The sequence below is a fragment of the Pedobacter frigiditerrae genome, from assembly GCF_032678705.1.
In the GTDB taxonomy this organism is placed as follows: domain Bacteria; phylum Bacteroidota; class Bacteroidia; order Sphingobacteriales; family Sphingobacteriaceae; genus Pedobacter; species Pedobacter frigiditerrae_A.
In genome coordinates, this window is the sequence record NZ_JAVTSS010000002.1 from 1,365,421 (window position 1) to 1,385,183 (window position 19,763).

Genomic DNA, 19,763 nt, shown 5'->3' on the forward strand with positions numbered 1-19,763 from the left:
TTGATTTAAATTTAAACTTTGAAGAAATATACCTCTTTAACGGAGATACAAGGAGAACTTGCGCAAAAGCAGTTAACCTTATCACAGTTAATCACTCATTATTTTGAGCAAATAGAAAAAAATCAACACCTCAATGCTTTTAATGAGGTGTTTTTTGATTCCACAAAAAAGCAAGCTGATTTAGTTCAACAAAAAATTGATAAAGGCACCGCTGGCAAACTTGCTGGTATGGTTATCGGTATTAAAGACAACATTTGTTACCTAGACCATCAGGTTTCTGCTTCATCTAAAATGTTGGAAGGTTTTGTGTCTCCATATTCTTCAACTGTTGTTAATCGTTTACTGGCTGAAGATGCCATTATCATTGGCAGATTAAATTGCGATGAATTTGCGATGGGTGGCTCAAATGAAACCTCTTATTTCGGGCCAGTTAAAAACGCTATTGATGAAGAAAGGGTTGCTGGAGGTTCTTCTGGCGGTTCGGCAGTTGCTGTTCAGGCAGATATGTGTTTGGCTGCATTAGGTACAGATACTGGCGGTTCTGTTCGTCAACCTGCTGCATTTTGTGGTAACATTGGCTTTAAACCTACCTACGGCCGCATTTCTCGTTATGGCATTATAGCTTACGCATCTTCTTTCGACCAAGTTGGCACCATCACTACATCAGTTAGCGATGCTGCTTTATTATTAGAAGTTTTAGCAGGTGTTGATGATGCTGATAGTACAGTTTCGTCTCTTCCTGTTCCAAAATATTCTCAAAATTTATCGCAAGGCGGAAATAAAAAAATAGCTGTTTTAAAAGAGACCATTGAGAATGATGCTTTGGATTCTGAAATTAAAGCTGCCATTTTAAACGCGATTGAAACTTTAAAATCTCAAGGGCATAGTATAGAGTACGTTTCGTTTGATTTATTAGATTACATGGTTCCTGCTTATTATGTGTTAACCACAGCCGAAGCTTCATCTAATCTTTCTCGTTATGACGGCGTTCATTATGGTTATAGAAATACACAGGCCGAAAGTTTAAACAACTTGTACAAAACATCTAGAGCTGAAGGTTTTGGCGAAGAGGTAAAGCGTAGAATTATGCTTGGAACATTTGTTTTAAGCGCAGGATATTACGATGCCTATTATCAAAAAGCACAACAGGTTCGTCGATTAATTAGAAACAAGGTTGATGAATTGTTAGGTAAATATGATTTTTTATTAAGTCCTGTTACACCAACACCAGCTTTTAAAATTGGCGAAAATATGCAAGACCCGTTGGTGATGTATATGGCAGATATTTATACGGTTTTAGCCTCATTGGCTGGTATTCCGGCAGTTGCTTTGCCCTTGGGCAATAATAAAAGCGGTTTACCGTTAAGTGTTCAGTTAATGACCAAACACTTTAACGAGCAAGAGTTGCTCAATTTATCACATAGTTTTTTAAACGAATAATTTTTTTCGTCATATCGAAGAAGGAACGACTGAGATATCTGATTAACAGATTTCTCCTAACGTCGAAATGACAAAGATTAAAATAGCCTATGAGAAGAATAGTACTAACCCTGTTGAGTTTTTTAGCTTTTTTTTCTGCTCAAGCTCAAAATCCTGTAAAACCGATAGCCATCGGTTCTGCACAAAGTGACTCTCTTTTTAAAAAGATTACCAGTGCAACTCCAGATACCGTTTCTGTTCCCGTTGTAAATGATTTATTATTCTATAATCAGAACTTAACTTATAAACTTCGTTTAGATTCTATTCAGAAAACCGTGCCACTAAGCTATAATGAATACGTTCAAAATTTCATTGATGTTTTGGGAAAGCAAAAAGATAGAATGGGCAAAATGTTGGGTCTTTCAACTTATTATTTCCCGATATTCGAGGGGGCTTTAAAAGCTTATAATATTCCTGCTGAAATTAAATACCTGCCAATTATTGAATCATCGATGAATCCACACGCTATTTCTAGGGTTGGCGCAACTGGGATGTGGCAATTTATGTTTGGTACTGCAAAAGCTTATGGCTTAAATATGGATAACTTTGTTGACGAACGCAAAGACCCAATTCAGGCAAGTTATGCTGCGGCTGCTTATTTTAGAGATGCTTACGAAGAACTAGGCGATTGGCTTTTAGCCATTGCAGCTTACAACTGCGGAAAAGGAAACGTTACCCGTGCTATCGATAAAGCTGGTTCTAGAGATTTTTGGGAAATTAGAAAATTCTTACCTAAAGAAACTCGAGATTATGTGCCTGCATTTATAGCTGCGGTTTATTTAATGAATTATTCTCAAACTCACGGTATTGTATCTCAAGCGCCATCTATCAATTTAAAAACAGATACCATTCAGGTTAATCATTTTGTGGCATTGGCCGATATTGCTAAGGCAATTAATTATGATGAATCTACTTTGTATGGATTAAATCCGTCTTATAAAAAGAAGATTGTAAATGGAACAAATGGTTTACCGAAAAGGTTAATATTGCCAAGAATAGACCAAAATGATTTTGCTAAACTTTATGATGTTTTAAATAATGATATTGAAACAGATAGAAGTGTTTTCTTAGCATCTACAGATGATGTTAGGGATTTGCGAAAAAAAGCTTTGGCAAATAAACCCATCGTTACTAAACCAAAAAGTAACCTGTACAAGGTTAAGCCTGGTCAGAATTTAACTATAATAGCTAACCTATTTAAGGTAGAAGTTCAAGATTTAAAAGTTTGGAATGACTTAAAAAGCAATACAGTTATTCCAGGGCAAAGCTTAAAAATCTATGGTTCAAATGTTGCCCCACTTCCTAAAAAAATAGCAAAGCCAGAATTTATTACTTATAAAGTTAAAGCTGGAGATACCCTATCAGGCATAGCCGAAAAATTTGATGGCGCAACTGTTGCGAGTATCAAAAAGACTAATGGATTAAAAAAAGCTGCTTTACAACCAGGTATGGTTTTGAAGATAAAGAGCTAGGTTAAATCTAAAGTCTGTATTTTTATTTCCAAGAACCACAATCTTTTCTTAAATAAACCTGATAGCGCCGGCAGCCCCGAATTTTTATGAGGGCTATAGGCAATAGCAGGACTGATTTTGCTTAACTGCTACTGCCCCCGCTTTTCTAAAAAAGAGCATAATTAAATGTTGTTCTGTGGTATTACTTGTTAATAAAAAAGGCTTGAGAATGATTAGTTCCCAAGCCTTTGAGGTGATGTTTTTTTTATTTATAAATTAACCGTCGCTATAACGGGGAAATGATCAGAAGGATACTTCCCGAAGTAAGTATCTGTTAAAATGCCCCATCTGGTAACTTTAAATTGTTTTGACATAAAGATGTGGTCAATAACGCCCATTCCGCGAGGAGTTCTAAACCCATTGCTAGATGAGTTATTGTAGTAAGGATATTTAACATCGGTAAATGTGTCTTTGATTACACCAGAGTTTGCTATTGATAAATACCATTCGCTCTCTCTATTTCCATTAAGATCACCGGTTAATAAAACAGGTTCATTAGCAGCTATTTGCTTTATTTTCTGAACCATTAATTTGCCACTTTCTTTGCGAGCCACAACGCCTTGATGATCAAAGTGAACATTAAAAGTGTAGAATTTTTTATTGGTCTTTATATCTTCTAGGTAAACCCAAGAGCATATTCTGTTACAACATGTGGCATCCCAACCTTTGCCAGGTGTATTAGGTGTTTCTGACAACCAAAAATCACCACTTTTTAATAACTTAAACCTGTCTTTTTTATAGTAAATAGCTGAATGCTCTCCGGCCTCTTTACCATCATCACGACCACGACCATATCTTGCATATTCTGGCAAAGTCTTGCTTATGTCGTCTAATTGATTTTTTAGTCCTTCTTGAACGCCGAAAACGTCAAATTCATGGAAGCGAATGAGGTTAGAAACTATTGGGGCACGATCAATCCAGAGATTTCCAGAATCTCTTGGGTTATCATATCTGATGTTAAAAGTGGCGATGTTAAATGATTGTGCACTTGTGCTAAATGATGTCATGGCAAACATCAAAACAATGAATAAGAATTTTAATTTCATTTTATTTAAATTTATGGATAATTAAAACCAACCTGGATTTTGACCAAGGGCTGGATTCCTGAGTGCATCTGCCTGAGGAATTGGGTAATAATATTGTTTATCGCTCCATTTTCTAGAGATTTCATTCATCCAAATTAGTTGGCCAGAAGTTCCGTTTTTTAATCTTTGCGAGTTAACTTTTCCGCCAATTGTATTGGAAACATCTACATAAGTAACGCCTGTAACTGCGGGAGTTGGTTTTGTACCCTGATAAAATGCAACATCTAAAATGCCATCTTCATTTAAGTCCATTGGTGTGTTAAGGGCTGGCACGTAAAATCCATTCCATTCTTTCTCCATTAGTTCACCTCTTTTCCATCTCAAAATATCGCTAAATCGTAGTCCTTCTAAACTCAATTCAATACCTCGTTCCCTTCTAATTTCTAAAATACTAGCATCTGTAATATTCGGGAAATAGTTAGCAACTAGATAAGGGTCAACTGTTGTAGGTTTTGTAGTTAAACCACCTGTAATACCGGCTCTAGAACGCAATTTGCCAACTGTCAAAATCCAATCTTGATCTGTAAGTGTTCCCAACTCTGCTTTTGCTTCAGCATAATTTAGCAATATTTCTGCATATCTCATCATGCTAATAGAGTTAATATTTAATGCTCCAGCATCGTAATACATATCGTCTAAAGTCCATTTAATTGGCTGATATCCTGTAAATGTATAAGAAAATACCGGTGGAGCTGGAACTTGTGTGCCGCCACTTATTCTTTTATAATCTGCAGAACGAATAGTTTGTTTAAGCCTTAAATCTCTATTTTTTACCTCATCCTTAAATAACATAGTTGGATAGTTAGGGTTGTCTGTGTAAGGTGTTCCATCAATATTAAGATAGGTATTGATAAAGGTTCTTGTAAAACTAGCTTTTGCACCATATGTTCCGCTGGTCCACCACCAGTTTGCCTCGTTTAAAACATTTAAGGTTAAATCGCATATTGAAGACAACATGACTTCGCTACTAACTGGTGTTGGATTAATAAATACCTGACGATAAGAGCTATTCGTTCCACCTGCGGTGTTAATAGAATAGGTGTTTTTATCCATTATTATTTTTGCAGCACTGGCAGCATTGTTTAACCATTCTGTTGCTGTATTTTGCAAATTTAACTCCGTGTGGTATTTTCTAAAAGTACCTTCAAATAGACAAATTCTAGATTTTAATCCTAATGCTACGTCTTTTGTAATGGTGCTTCTAGAAGGGTCATTTACACTTTTGATGTTCTCAGCTGCATAATTTATATCGGCTAATACAGAATCCATCACTAGAGTTCTTTTATCACGCCCGTTATAAAGTGTTGGGTCGGTAACTTCAAGTGGTTTATTTATCCATGGCACATCTCCAAATCTTTTTACTTTTTCAAAGTAAAAATAGGCCCTAAAAAACCTCGCTAACCCTAAATAATTTCTCCTAGCTTCAGGTGATATTTTTTGGTCAATGTTATTTACAATGAAATAATTAATGTTTCTTAAATCACCCCAGCTCCAGCCAGAACTTAAGTTTGGTGCATAAACACCTTCTTGTATAAAACTGGGTACTTCTTTAACGGCTAAATAATCAGACATGGCATCCAAGCTTGTAGAGTTACCTGGTAAAATGCTGTAGAATGAATTTGCATACAATTGTAATCCATTTTCACTACCAAAAATTGCAGATTTTGAAGCAGTGGATTGGGGTTCTTGGTCTAGTTTCTTGCAAGCGGTTACTACGCTAATGACAACTAAAAGCAACCATAACTTATTTATTTTCATAATAATATTTTTTAGTTCTTATAATTAAAAGGTTAAGCTTAAGCCAAGAGAATAGCTTTTTAGCAAAGGATAATTATATCCATCTCCATTTGTGGCACCTGAATTAAAACCTTGATCGGCTGGTACTGTATTCTCCACATCAAGTGTTTTTGTTATTTTGTAAAGTGGAGTGTAGGTAAATAAATTCTCTCCAGAGAAGTAAATCCTTGCGCTACTAGCCTTGAATTTTGATACCCATTTTGCAGGTAAATTATAGCCCACTTGAATATTCTTCATTCTGATGTAAGCCACATTTTGCAAGTATTTTGTTTGCGCCACGCCTAAAGTTCTGTTGGTGTTTGATGAAGCAGCACGAGACATTGTTCTAGGGAAATAAGCATTTGTATTTTCTGGTGTCCACATGTTACCTAAATGGAAAGTGGGTATATTATTATATGGACGATTATATTGTCCCCAGAAAAATTCTGTTTCTGTACTCGGGTACCAATCTTGTTTAGCTACTCCCTGAAAAAATGTAGAGAAGAAAAAGTTATTCCAGTCTGCACCGATACTAACACCATAAGTATATCTTGGAGCGGCATTACCAATAATTTTTCTATCCCCAGGGTCATTTACGGTGTTTTTACCAACATTGATAAAACCATCTTTGTTTAAATCTTGTAATTTGATATCTCCAGGATACCAAATGTTTGTTGGTGATGCCCTCATTTGCGGACTTTGTTTCGCATGAGCATCGATATCAGCTTGGTCAATAAAAAAACCCTCTGTGGTGTACCCCCAAATTTCACCGATGGTTTGTCCAACGTAATAATCTGAAAGTAACTTATCTGGATTGTTATACTTAGTTATTTTAGATGTGTTATCTGCCACCGTTAACCTGATGTTATAGTTAATAGGTTTCTTGGTATTAATTTTATCTCTCCAAGTTAAACTAAGTTCCCAGCCTTTTGTGCGTAAATCTGCATAATTACCTTTTGGTACAGTTGCACCAAAAACAGCTGGTGCAGTTAAGCCTACAGTAAACATATCTGTAGTGTTACGGATGTAGGCATCTCCTGTAATTGTTAAACGGTTAGCTAACATAGAAATATCTAAACCGATGTTGCTTGTGGTTGATGTTTCCCAAGTTAAGCCATCAGGTAAAACACCAGGCTGACCAGTACGTTGAGGTTTTACCCCACCCAAAATGATACTAGATTGAGAGATAGAAAAATTCTCCTGGAACAAATATGATCCGATATTCCCGTTTCCAAGTGAACCATAAGATCCTCTTATTTTTAAATCAGATATGAATTTTGGTGATACTTTCCAAAATGGCTCTCCGGCAATTCTCCACCCTGCAGAAACCGATGGGAAAAAACCAAACCTTTGGTCTGATGGGAATTTTGATGAACCATCATACCTTGCATTTACTTCTAATAAGTACCTATCTTTAAAAGCATAGTTAAGTCTAGAAAATCCTCCAAAAACATTCCATTTTTCGTAACCACCGCCAGTTGTAATTGCCTGGCCAAGTGCTAAGTTTAAATCAGTTGCATCTTCGAAAATGATACCATTTCTTTGAGCTGCTAAGCGTTTATAAGTAGACTCTTCGTAGTTATAACCTGCCATTATTTTAAAATAGTGTGCATCAGAAAATGTATCTTCATAAGACGCATAAAGATTGTTAGCAATGTATTGCGTTTCTCTTCTGTCGTATAATAGGTCATTAGTTGTCGTTCCTAAATAAGAAATAACTCCTGGCTTGTTACTATAAGGCAACTGTACTCTCTTTTGTTCAACGTCGTTATTTGTTATGCGAAAGGTAAAATCGCCATTAATGCTTAGTTTATCTTTTAAGAACTTAGAAGACAATGAGGTTGTATTTCTAAAAACCTGTCTTTTGGTATCAGAACCACTTTTGCCATAAAAATAATCTCCAGGGCCGTAAGCTGCAGACATTGATAAGGATCCGTCTGGATTGAACATAACCGATGTTGGGTGAGCTTCATCGGCAATATTTCTCCAAACACCACCACCTTCACCAACACTTAATGGGTTATGATAGTTCATTACAGAGAAATCGGCATTGTTATCTAACTTTAACCAAGGAAGCAATTGAATAGCTCCTCTGGCTCTAAAGTTCTTCATGCTATAATCATCAGAGTTATATCTAAACAAACCAGCTTGCTTTTGATACCTGCCAGAAACTAAATATGAAATTTTTTCTCCACTTCCGGTTAAAGAAAGATTGTGCTCATTTGCACCAGTATTTTCTTTGTATAATTGCTCGTAAAAATCGGTGCTGCCATAATAAACATACTCTCCTGTGCTTGGATCTATCTCTACCTGATTATAAGGCTGGCCAGACTCTGCTCTTCTCTTAAACTCGTTCAAATATGCTTGCGAGAATTTTTGAGACTTGTTAGCATTTTGAGGGAAAGCGCCATCTCCATTTACAAATGCTTCTGCAAACATTCTTGCCCAAGTATAACCATCTGTTACAAAATCGGGAACTTGTAGAGGACTTTTGGTGGCGTAATTTGTAGAATAGTTAACTGTAGTTTTACCTCCAATTGGTTTTTTTGTAGTGATCAATATTACACCGAAAACAGCTCTTGCTCCATAAATTGAAGAAGCTGCAGCATCTTTTAGCATGGTTACAGTTTCTACATCATTTGGATTAAGCAAACTTGGGTCTCCCTCTACGCCATCAATCAAAATTAAAGCATTACCACCTTGCCCAATAGAAGTTGTACCCCTAATGTTATAGCTCGGAGATTGCGTTGGTCTACCGTCCATCATCTTTAAGTTAAGGTTTGGTAATGCGCCTTGTAAACCTTGAGTTAAATTGGTAATTGGCCTGTTTTCTAAAGCTTTTGAAGTAACTTGATCTACAGCACCAGTTAAATTCTCTTTCTTTTGTGTGCCATAACCAACCACTACAACCTCGCTCAATGATTTTTGATCTGGAACCATTTTAATAGTTTGATTGGTGGTCTCTCCAGATTTAACAATTACGTTATCTATTACTTGCAATTGATAAGATAGAAAAGAAATGTTTAGTGTATATGTTCCAGGCTGTACGCTAAATGAGAAACTCCCATCGGTACTACTTTGTAAGATTTGATTGGTTTGTACAATTTTAATGGTAGCGCCAGGAAAAGGTAGACCATTTTCGTCTATTACTTTCCCAGTAATTTTTCCAAGATCAGCAATGTTAATATTGCTTGTAGCATGAACTTGTTGGGTAATAAAGATGAATAAGATTTGAGCGCAAAGAATTAATGCTATAAAAAACGCTTTGCGTAACTCTAGTAAATTTATTTTCATATTTTTGAATACTTAGTGATTAATAATTTATGGTTGCTGGGTTCAGCAGTATGGGGCCTCAATCCATTTTACTGCCGAAGGAAACCGATTCTGCTTCAGAATCGAGTTTCCTTTATTAATATTAAATCATATTTTTTGTAGTAATGTTAGTTTTGTGAATGTTCACCCTTAATTGAACAGCGCAAAAGTATTGGCGCAATGTGAAGTGAATATTAAGTGGATAAGAAGTGTAAGGTTTAATTTTTAACTTTTGTTAATAATGCTTTAAGTTTTTTATTAAAGAATCTAATGCTTTTTGCGCATGCATTTTTAGATAGTTGCACTGCCTTTCTTTAAATAAACCTGATGGCAGTGAAAAGCCCGCAATCCCTAATCTTTATAGGGAGCGGCTTGTAACGTACAGCAGGACTATCCGCAAATTGATGCTTTAATTTTGCTTTTCTAATCCTTAAAAATCATATATACCCTGCGAAAATAATTGTAACTTTGCCTGTTACAAATAGTATATTATGAGTAAGACCAATAGAAAACAAGACGCACTAGATTATCACTCGCAAGGGCGACCAGGGAAAATCCAAGTTGTACCTACCAAACCATATTCTTCACAAAGAGATTTAACGCTGGCCTATTCGCCAGGTGTGGCAGAGCCTTGTTTAAAAATTGCAGAAAATACAGAAGATGTATATAAATATACTGCCAAAGGTAATTTGGTGGCAGTTATTAGTAATGGTACAGCTGTTTTAGGACTTGGGGATATTGGTCCGGAAGCTGGTAAGCCAGTAATGGAAGGCAAGGGTTTGTTGTTTAAAATCTTTGCTGATATTGATGTTTTCGATTTAGAATTAGATACTAAAAACGTTGATGATTTTGTAAAAATCGTTAAAGCTTTAGAGCCAACATTTGGCGGTGTAAACTTAGAAGATATTAAAGCACCAGAGTGTTTTGAAATTGAGCGTCGCTTAAAAGAGGAAATGAATATTCCTGTAATGCATGACGACCAGCATGGTACTGCAATTATTTCTGCAGCTGCTTTGTTAAACGCTTGCGATTTACAGAAGAAAAAAATAGACAAGGTTAAAATTGTTGTGAATGGTGCTGGTGCCGCTGCAATTTCTTGTTCTCGCTTATATGTTTCGCTTGGAGCTAAAATAGAGAATATTGTGATGTGCGATAGAACTGGTGTTATCCGTGCGGATAGAGCTGTTTTAGATGATATTAAAAAGGAGTTTGCTACTAGCAGAAACCTAAATACATTGGCAGAAGCGATGAAAGAATCTGATGTTTTTATTGGTCTTTCATCTGCTGACTGTGTTACTGTTGAAATGTTAAAATCGATGGCTAAAAACCCAATCGTTTTTGCAATGTCTAATCCTAACCCAGAGATAGCTTATGATTTGGCGATTAATGCCCGTAAGGATATTATCATGGCAACTGGTCGTTCAGATTATCCGAACCAAGTTAACAACGTGTTAGGTTTCCCGTATATTTTTAGAGGAGCTTTAGATGTTAGAGCCACCAGCATTAATGAGGAGATGAAAATTGCAGCCGTTCGTGCCATTGCAGAATTAGCTAAAAAAACTGTTCCTGAAGCAGTAAATATGGCTTACAACGAACGTAATATCAAGTTTGGTAAGGAATATATCATTCCGAAACCAATGGATTTCCGTTTAATGACCAATGTTTCGATGGCTGTTGCTAAAGCTGCAATAGAATCTGGTGTTGCCCGTAAAAACATAACCGATTGGGATGCGTATGCTGAAGAATTGAAACGCCGTTTAGGTATGGATGATGCCATTATGCGTGCCTTGACCAACAAAGCTAAATCGGCACCAAAACGTGTGGTTTTTGCAGAGGCTGATAATTATAAAATTTTAAAAGCGGCACAAATTGTTAAGGATGATAATATTGCAATTCCTATCCTTTTAGGAAACAAAGAAGTTATTCAGCAATTGATTGAAGAAAACGCTTTGGATTTAGAAGGCGTTCAAATCATTGAGCCAGCTTTAGAGCCGGCAAGAAGTAAAAAGTATGCTGAGTTTTTGTATAACAAACGCCAACGTAAAGGTGTAAGTTTATATGAAGCAACGAAGTTTATGCGTGACAGGAATTATTTTGGCGCTGCAATGGTTGAGTTTGGCGAGGCAGATGCGATGATTTCTGGTTTAACGAAAAACTATGTTTCTACCATTAAACCTGCCTTACAAATAATTGGAACCGAAGAAGGCGTAAATCGTGTTGCAGGAATGTACATGATGATGACCCAAAAAGGGCCTGTGTTTTTTGGAGATACAACGGTTAATGTTGATCCAACTGCAGAAGAACTGGTAGACTTAACTTTATTGTTAGATAAATCGGTTAGGAAGTTTAATATTCAACCTCGTATTGCAATGTTATCTTATTCTAATTTCGGTTCAAATGAAGGTGTAATCCCTGATAAAGTACGTAAGGCTGTTAAGGTTTTACACGACAAACATCCAAACGTTGTGGTGGATGGCGATATGCAAGGTAACTTCGCCATAAATAACTCTTTGCTGAGAGAAAATTTTCCGTTCAGTCGTTTGGCAGATGCACCTGCAAATACATTAGTTTTTCCTAACTTGGAGTCAGGCAACATAGCTTACAAGCTTTTACAGGAATTAGGCGGAGCTGAAGCGGTTGGGCCAATTTTATTGGGCTTAAAAAAGCCTGTTCATATTGTTCAGTTAGGAAGTTCTGTTAGAGAAATAGTAAATATGGTTACTATTGCAGTATTAGATGTGCAAGGAAAAGAAGAAGTGGCAAATGCTGGCAAAAAAAGAGGTTTATTAAACAAGATAGTTAAGAAATAAAATTTTATGTACGCGTATATTGATGGGAAATTAACATTTAAATGCCCAACTTATGTTGTGGTAGAAGCTGGAGGTGTTGGTTATCACATCAATATATCGCTTAATACTTATTCTGCAATTGGCAATGCAGAGCGATGTAAAATTTATACTTGGTTGCAAGTAAAAGAAGATTCGCATACCTTATATGGTTTTGCAGAGGAGGGAGAAAGACGATTGTTTCTACACCTCATATCTGTTTCTGGTATAGGCGCAGCAACTTGCAGAATGATGTTATCGTCAATTACACCAACAGAAATACAAACGGCAATTATAAATGCCGATGTGGCATTAATACAGCGAATTAAGGGAATTGGGGCAAAATCTGCTCAACGAATTGTACTAGAGCTACAGGACAAATTGAAGAAGGAGGGCTCAGATTCATTAATTTCTATGCCACTACATAATACAACAAAGGATGAAGCGTTATCTGCTTTAATTATGCTTGGCTTTGGCAAACAAGTTGCAGAAAAAGCCATAGACAATGCTGTTAAAAAAAGCGATCAGGATTTAACAGTAGAACAAATGATCAAAACAGCTTTGAGAAATTTATAATTAATTTAACTGCGATTGAGAAACAAACTTACTCTCCTTGTATTCTTACTTTTCTCTTTTGCTGGAACTAACGCCTTTTCTCAGGTTACACCGGCAAGAACAGGAACAGATTCGCTTAAAAACTCCTTTAATCCTAAAGAAAAAAGTAATCTCGGTTTACGAAATTTCGCTAATCCATTTTTAACCCTCCCATCAAATATTACAAGGGAAGTTACTTATGATGCGCTAAACAAACGATACATCATTGTAGAAAAAGTAGGAGATAAACTTTACTCTGTTCCGCAATATTTAACGATTGACCAATATTTAAGGTTGGTAAATAGCGAAATGAAACGCCAGAATTGGCGTGACTTATCTAATGCTGAAGTTGCCGAGGTAAGAAAGACGGGTATCATACCACCTGTAAAAATTAATAGTCGAGTTTTTGAAAAGATTTTTGGAGGAACAACAATTGATATTCAGCCAAGAGGCGATGCAGAACTTACTTTTTTAGGCCGTATTAATAAAAATGAGAATCCGTTGTTTAACGAAAGGCAGCGGGTGCAAAGTAATTTCGATTTTAATCAGCGTATACAAATGGATGTTATTGGTAACATCGGTACGAAGATGAAAATCAAGATGAACTACAATACCGAAGCTCAATTTGATTTTGAAAACCAGATTAAGCTAGATTATACAGGCGGTAAAGATGACATCATTAAAAAGATTGAGGCTGGTAATGTTAGTTTGCCTTTAAATAGCTCGCTCATAAGTGGTACTCAATCTTTATTTGGGGTTAAAACACAATTACAATTTGGTAAACTAGATGTGTCTGCGGTATTTTCTCAGCAAAAATCTCAGTCAAAAGAATTGCAAATAAATAATGGAGCACAACAGAATGAGTTTAGAATTACTGGAAGTGATTACGAAGCTAACAAGCACTATTTTTTAGCAAAATATTTTAGGGATAATTACAATAGGGCATTAGCCAATCCGCCAACAATTTTATCAGGTATTTTAGTAACGAAAATTGAAGTTTGGATTACCAACAAAACTGGAAATACGCAAGATTCTAGAGATGTTTTAGGTTTTTTAGATTTGGGTGAAAATGCACCGTATAATACTGCACAGGTTACTGGGGGTGCATCAGTTTTACCTTCTGCTTTTACAAATCCAAATTTTCCAACACAGTCAAATAATCTATTGGCAAATCTTCCTGCAGATGCTAGGAATACCAATAGCAATAGTGTAATTTCTTATTTTGCTGCAAATGGAGCAACGGATAATTTTGCCAAGCTAACTTATGCAAGGAAATTGAATGAAAGAGAATATAACTTTCAACCTCAATTAGGTTATATCTCCTTAAACAATCCGCTTAATGCCGATGAGGTATTGGCTGTTTCTTACCGTTATACCTACAATGGAGTAGAATATCAAGTAGGAGAGTTTTCTACTGATGTTGCATTTGATCAGGCAACGCCGAAAGTTTTGTATACCAAATTGTTAAAAAATGAAACCATCAAAACCAATTTGCCTACTTGGGATTTGATGATGAAAAATATTTACGCCATTGGCGGATACCAAATTAGTCCTCAAAACTTTAAACTAGACATTTTTAGAATTGATGATAAAACAGGCATCGAAATGCCTTTGATTAGGGAAGGCTCTAGAACATCATTAAAACAATACATTTCCTTAACTAACCTTGATCAGCTAAATCAACAAAAGGAAAAGAAGCCTGATGGAATTTTTGATTTTGAAGCTGAAAACAAACCATTTACACTTAGCCAATTAGCACAACAAAATACTTCTCAAAGTAATTTCCCTGGCTCTTCGGGTTCTGGTGTTGGTCCTTTAATTAACAATACCAATAATGGGTATGTAACTATTGATCCCCTAAATGGTCGTATTATTTTTCCATTGTTAGAGCCGTTTGGTACTGATCTAGCGGCTAAATTTAGCTTGCCAGGCGAACAGGTTCTGGCTGATAAATATACTTTTCCGCAGTTGTATGATTCTACGAAGGTTGTAGCACAGCAATTATTTAGTAATAAGGATTTATACATCATCAAAGGTAATTATCAATCAGAAATTTCATCAGAATTTTCATTAAACTCAATTAATGTTACTGAAGGTTCTGTTAAGGTTTTTGCAGGTACAATTCCATTAATTGAAGGTTCAGATTATACTGTAGATTATCAAGGTGGTAGAGTTAGAATTATTAATACTGCTGTTTTGATCTCGGGTCAACCGATTAGAATTACCACAGAAAACAATGAACTTTTTGGCTTACAGCAGAAATCCCTATTTGGAACAAGGTTCGACTATCACGTAAACAATAAGTTAACGTTTGGTGGAACGTTAATGCACCTTAGTGAAAAACCACTTACCCAAAAAGTTAATTACAGAGAAGAACCTATCTCGAACACGATATGGGGTTTGGATATGAACTATAGTTCTCCTTCTAGGCTATTAACTAAACTGGTTGATAAAATTCCTTTCATTTCTACTAAGGCGCCATCGAGTATTTCATTTTCTGGTGAGTATGCACAACTAATTCCTGGACATCCAAGCGCTATTAATTCTGGTGGTGAAAAAGGTGGTGCAAGTTACCTTGATGATTTTGAAGCTTCTCGTTCCATTATTGACCTTAAAAGTTCTGTGCCTTGGCAAATTTCATCTACACCACAATTTTTCTCAGAATCGCAGTTGGTAGATAATTTGGCTTATGGGTACAATAGGGCAAAATTAGCTTTCTATAACATAGACCCAACATTTTACACTACTGGTTCATCAGATTTGCCAGCTAGTTTAAAAAATAACAGAACAGAGTTATCTAATCATTATGTGAGAGAGATAATTGAACAAGAAGTTTTTCCATTTAAGGAAACAAGTACAGGGCAATCGATCAGGCTCCCAACATTAGATTTAGCTTATTATCCAATGTTGCGTGGACCATATAATTATACACCTACTGGCTTTGCAGCCAATGGGTTTTTAAGCAATCCAAAAGCCAGATGGGGTGGTATTTCTAGGCGAATAGATGTAAATGATTTCGAAGCAAATAATATCGAATATATAGAGCTTTGGGTAATGGATCCGTTTATGTATAAGCCTGCATCACAAGGTGGAGATTTATACTTTAACATTGGAAACATTTCTGAAGATTTATTAAAGGATGGAAGAAAAGCGTTAGAAAATGGCTTACCTGCCAATGAGGATGCAACTAAATACGATGAGACAAATTGGGGGCGTGTATCAAAACTGCAACCTGTTGTACAAGCTTTCGATAATGAACCAGCGGCTAGGAAAGCACAAGATGTTGGTTTAGATGGCTTATCAAACGCAAATGAAAAAGTAAAATTTGCTGCACAAATCGCACAAATTAAAGCGCAATTAAATCCTGACGCTGCTTCGGCATTGGATAATGATCCATCATCAGATGATTATGGCTATTTCAGAGGAAGCAATTTAGATAATATTAACGCTGGTGTTTTAAGGAGATATCAAAACTATAACGGACCAGAAGGTAACTCAAAAACATCGCAGCAATCTCGTGATGAGTTAGGAATTGAAAACTCTGCCTCTACTTCTTTGCCAGATGGTGAAGACATTAACAGAGATAATAACATGACCCAGTCTGATGAATATTTTCAGTACAAAATTTCTATGCGCCCTGGAGATTTAGAAGTGGGCCAGAATTTTGTAACAGATAAGGTTGTTTCTCAAGTAAAATTGGCTAATGGCCAAACACAAAATGCAACTTGGTATCAAATTCGTATTCCCTTAGCTCAATATCAACAAAAGGTAGGCGGCATTCAAGACTTTAAATCTATCAGGTTCATCAGAATGTTCATGACCAACTTTGCTGATACAGCTATCTTAAGATTTGCAAAAGTGCAATTGGTTAGAGGAGAATGGCGCCAATATAATGCAAAAAATCAGGCTATAAACGTAATTGCAGATCCATCACTTTTACCAGCTCCACCAGATGGTTCTACTATTGAAGTGGCGACTGTAAACATAGAAGAAAATGGAAAACGTTCACCAATACCGTATGTTATTCCTCCTGGAATAGAGCGTGAGCGAGATTTTAGTAACTATCGTGGTGATACCCGCCAAAATGAACAATCGCTAGCAGTTATTATTAAAGACTTAAAAGATGGTTATGGTAGAGCAGCTTTTAAAACCGCTATCAATGATTTTAGATCTTACAAACGATTAGAAATGTACATCCACTTAGAAACTGTAGGTGAGGTTTCTATTGCAGATAATGATTTAAGTGCGTTTTTACGTATTGGAACAGATAATCAGGATAACTACTACGAATATAATCAGCCTTTAAAAGTAACTCAGCCTGGCACGAGCGATCCTTATGCCATTTGGCCAGATCAGAACAAAATGGATATCCAATTGGAGTTATTTCAAAAGGCAAAAACCGCTAGAAATAATGCCCGAACTACAGGTGGTTTGCCTTGGCCAATTAACGTTCCTTTTACTTATAGCGATGGAAGAAATACCATTATTGTAAAAGGGCAGCCAGATATGAGTAAGGTTAGGGTTTACATGTTGGGCTTAAAAAATCCTTTACGTAACCTTGCTTCACCAGCTGGCGATGATGGCTTGCCAAAGTCTGCACAAGTGTGGTTTAATGAACTTCGTTTAACAGAATTTGATGAACGTGGCGGATGGGCAGCAACGGCAAGGATGAATGCGAAGTTAGCGGACTTTGCCGATTTAAATATTTCTGGAAGTAAATCGACCATAGGTTTTGGTTCCTTAGAGAAAAAGGTAAGTGAGCGAAACCGAACAGACAATGAATTTTTCGATGTTTCATCAAGTATTGAATTAGGTAAGTTCTTGCCTCAAAAAACTGGAATTAAAATACCAATGTACATTAGTTACTCTAAACAAATTTTAACACCTCAGTTCGATCCTCGCACACCAGATATTGAATTAAAAAATGCTTTAAATGCTTCCAGCAGGGCTCAAAAAGATTCTATTTTAAATTTTGCTCAAGATTATACCACCAGAAGTAGCATAAACTTTACCAATGTTCGCAAAGAAAGAGCCGCAAACGATACAAAAAATCACCTTTGGGATATAGAAAACTTTAATGTTACTTATGCGCAAACCAAATTTGCACATCGCGATTTTATAAATGAAACAAGTATACAACACACTTACAAAGCATCATTAGGTTATAATTATGCTGGTTCTCCAAGAAGCTATCAACCATTTGAAAAGATAATAAAATCGAATACGCTGAAATTATTAAAGGATTTCAATTTTACATTGATGCCAAAATCTATCAACTTTAGGGTTGATGTAGATCGTTTTTACGCTGAAAATACCTTAAGAAATAACGATCCAAATAACTATATTCCTATCAATACTACCTTTAATAAGAACTTTTTAGTTTCGAGGATATACGGAATTGCATGGGATTTAACCAATTCATTAAGCCTTGATTTTGATGCAACCAATTATTCAATTATTGATGAACCAGAAGGAAGAATTAATGGATTAAAAAGAGATACGCTTTGGCAAAATCTTAAAACATTAGGTCGCACAACAGATTATAGCCACAATTTAAACATTAGATATACCTTGCCAATTAACAAAATACCTGGATTAGATTGGGTTACTGTTGCAACAACTTATGGCACGAACTTTAATTGGCAAACAGAACCATTGTCGACTTTAAGAGATCCGAATATCAATTTAGGTAACACCATACAAAACTCTAGAACGATTCAAGTAAACCCAACATTAAATTTAGTTAGCCTTTATAATAAATTTGGTTTCATTAAGCGAAGTGCAAACAGTGCAGATACGGTTAAGAAATTTAGTGATGTTTTGATTGGCTTATTAACTAGTGTGAGAAATGTTAATGTGGCCTTTACGCAAACAAAGGGAACTTTTATGCCAGGTTATTTGCCTAAAACAAAATATTTTGGTATTGACAAAACGGGAGCGCCTGGCTTGGGATTTGTGTTTGGTAGTCAAGAAGATATTAGAGAAAGGGCCTTGATAAATGGTTGGTTAACTACCGATGAATTACAAACGCAATTATACATCAATACGCTAAGAGAAGATTTTCAGTTAACAAGTACTTTAGAGCCTTTAAAAGATTTTAAGGTTACGTTAAGTGCCACCAAAAATAGAACATTGAACTATTCTACAAATTTTAGATACGATAATAGCATTAAAAACTTTAGAAATTTAAGCCCTACAACAACAGGAGATTACAGTGTATCTATCATTACCCTTGGTACAGCATTTAAAGATAAAAATGGAAGCAAGGTGTCAAGTTTGTTTAATCAGTTCATGGCCAATAGGCAAGTTGTCTCTAACCGATTAGGTAACGAAAATCCGAATTCCAATGGCAGCTCTGGCGGTTATGCAGATGGATATGATAAAAATTCACAAGATGTGATTATCTCATCTTTTATAGCGGCCTATACAGGTAAAAATGCAGGTACTTCAAGTTTAAATAGCTTACCCAAAATTCCTTTACCAAATTGGAGAATCGCTTATGGAGGTTTATCAAAAATTCCATTTGTTGCAGATAGATTTACAGAGTTAAGTTTAAGACATGGCTATCGTTCTATTTACAGTGTTAACGGTTTCAATAGTTTGCTAAAATATCAAGAAACAAATGGTTATGTAAGTACAAGAGATGTTACTCAGAATTTCTTGCCATTATATCAATTTGCTCAAGTAAGTATTTCAGAGCAATTTGCACCTTTAATAGGGATTGACACAAGATTGAAAAATAATTTAACAGCCAATTTTGAGATCAATAAAACCAGAATTATGGCATTGAGTTTATCAAATGCGCAATTGGCGCAACTATCTGAAAATAATTTGATTTTTGGTTTAGGCTATCGTACTACGAAATTCAGGTTCCCATTTGGTTTGTTCAGTCAGCTAAAGATGGATAATAATATGGATTTTAAACTTGATGTTTCTGTAAGGGATAATAAGACGGTTATTTATAGAGCAGATATAACAGAAGCTGAGGTTTCATCTGGAGCTAAAAATATAACACTTAGACCAAGTATTGATTATGTTTTAAATCAAAGGTTTAATGTTAAACTATTCTATGATTCTAATATTACCAAACCTTACACATCTCAATCATTTAATACTTCATTTAGCAGTTTCGGATTTAGTTTACGTGTTACACTTAATTAGTAATTGTTATAAATGGGTAT

General features: G+C 35.8%; 8 protein-coding genes. 5 read left to right on the forward strand and 3 right to left on the reverse strand.

What is annotated here, in order from left to right:
* Window positions 1–18 precede the first annotated feature (18 nt).
* Entirely contained in the window at window positions 19–1,440 is a 1,422-nt protein-coding gene (gene gatA / locus R2Q59_RS16660; protein ID WP_316771077.1) for an Asp-tRNA(Asn)/Glu-tRNA(Gln) amidotransferase subunit GatA, read from the forward strand.
* A gap of 89 nt (window positions 1,441–1,529) precedes the next feature.
* Entirely contained in the window at window positions 1,530–2,951 is a 1,422-nt protein-coding gene (locus tag R2Q59_RS16665) for a lytic transglycosylase domain-containing protein (protein ID WP_316771079.1), read from the forward strand.
* 248 nt (window positions 2,952–3,199) lie between these two features.
* On the opposite strand, the gene R2Q59_RS16670 is transcribed toward R2Q59_RS16665, so the two are convergent.
* Genes R2Q59_RS16670 through R2Q59_RS16680 form a run of 3 tightly spaced genes read right to left on the reverse strand, consistent with a single transcriptional unit; the run spans window position 3,200 to window position 9,145 of the window.
* A complete protein-coding gene (locus R2Q59_RS16670) occupies window positions 3,200–4,036 on the reverse strand; it encodes an endonuclease/exonuclease/phosphatase family protein (protein WP_316771081.1) in 837 nt (278 codons plus the stop codon).
* Window positions 4,037–4,057: 21 nt separating this feature from the next.
* On the reverse strand, window positions 4,058–5,833 hold the full coding sequence (locus R2Q59_RS16675) for a RagB/SusD family nutrient uptake outer membrane protein (protein ID WP_316786341.1): 1,776 nt from the start codon (window positions 5,831–5,833) through the stop codon (window positions 4,058–4,060).
* Between the two features lie 24 nt (window positions 5,834–5,857).
* Window positions 5,858–9,145 carry a TonB-dependent receptor gene (locus tag R2Q59_RS16680; RefSeq protein ID WP_316786342.1) on the reverse strand — a complete coding sequence of 1,096 codons (3,288 nt, stop codon included), beginning with the start codon at window positions 9,143–9,145 and terminating at the stop codon, window positions 5,858–5,860.
* Between the two features lie 509 nt (window positions 9,146–9,654).
* Between R2Q59_RS16680 and R2Q59_RS16685 the strand changes: the two genes are divergently transcribed.
* From R2Q59_RS16685 to sprA, 3 genes are read left to right on the forward strand one after another with little or no spacing between them, the layout of a single operon-like run.
* The gene (locus tag R2Q59_RS16685; RefSeq protein WP_316786343.1) at window positions 9,655–11,973 is read left to right on the forward strand and encodes an NADP-dependent malic enzyme; all 2,319 of its coding nucleotides are present in this window, start codon (window positions 9,655–9,657) and stop codon (window positions 11,971–11,973) included.
* Between the two features lie 6 nt (window positions 11,974–11,979).
* On the forward strand, window positions 11,980–12,564 hold the full coding sequence (gene ruvA / locus R2Q59_RS16690) for a Holliday junction branch migration protein RuvA (RefSeq protein WP_316771089.1): 585 nt from the start codon (window positions 11,980–11,982) through the stop codon (window positions 12,562–12,564).
* 15 nt (window positions 12,565–12,579) lie between these two features.
* Window positions 12,580–19,743: a cell surface protein SprA gene (gene sprA / locus R2Q59_RS16695; RefSeq protein ID WP_316786344.1), complete on the forward strand. Its 7,164-nt coding sequence runs from the start codon at window positions 12,580–12,582 to the stop codon at window positions 19,741–19,743.
* Window positions 19,744–19,763 lie beyond the last annotated feature (20 nt).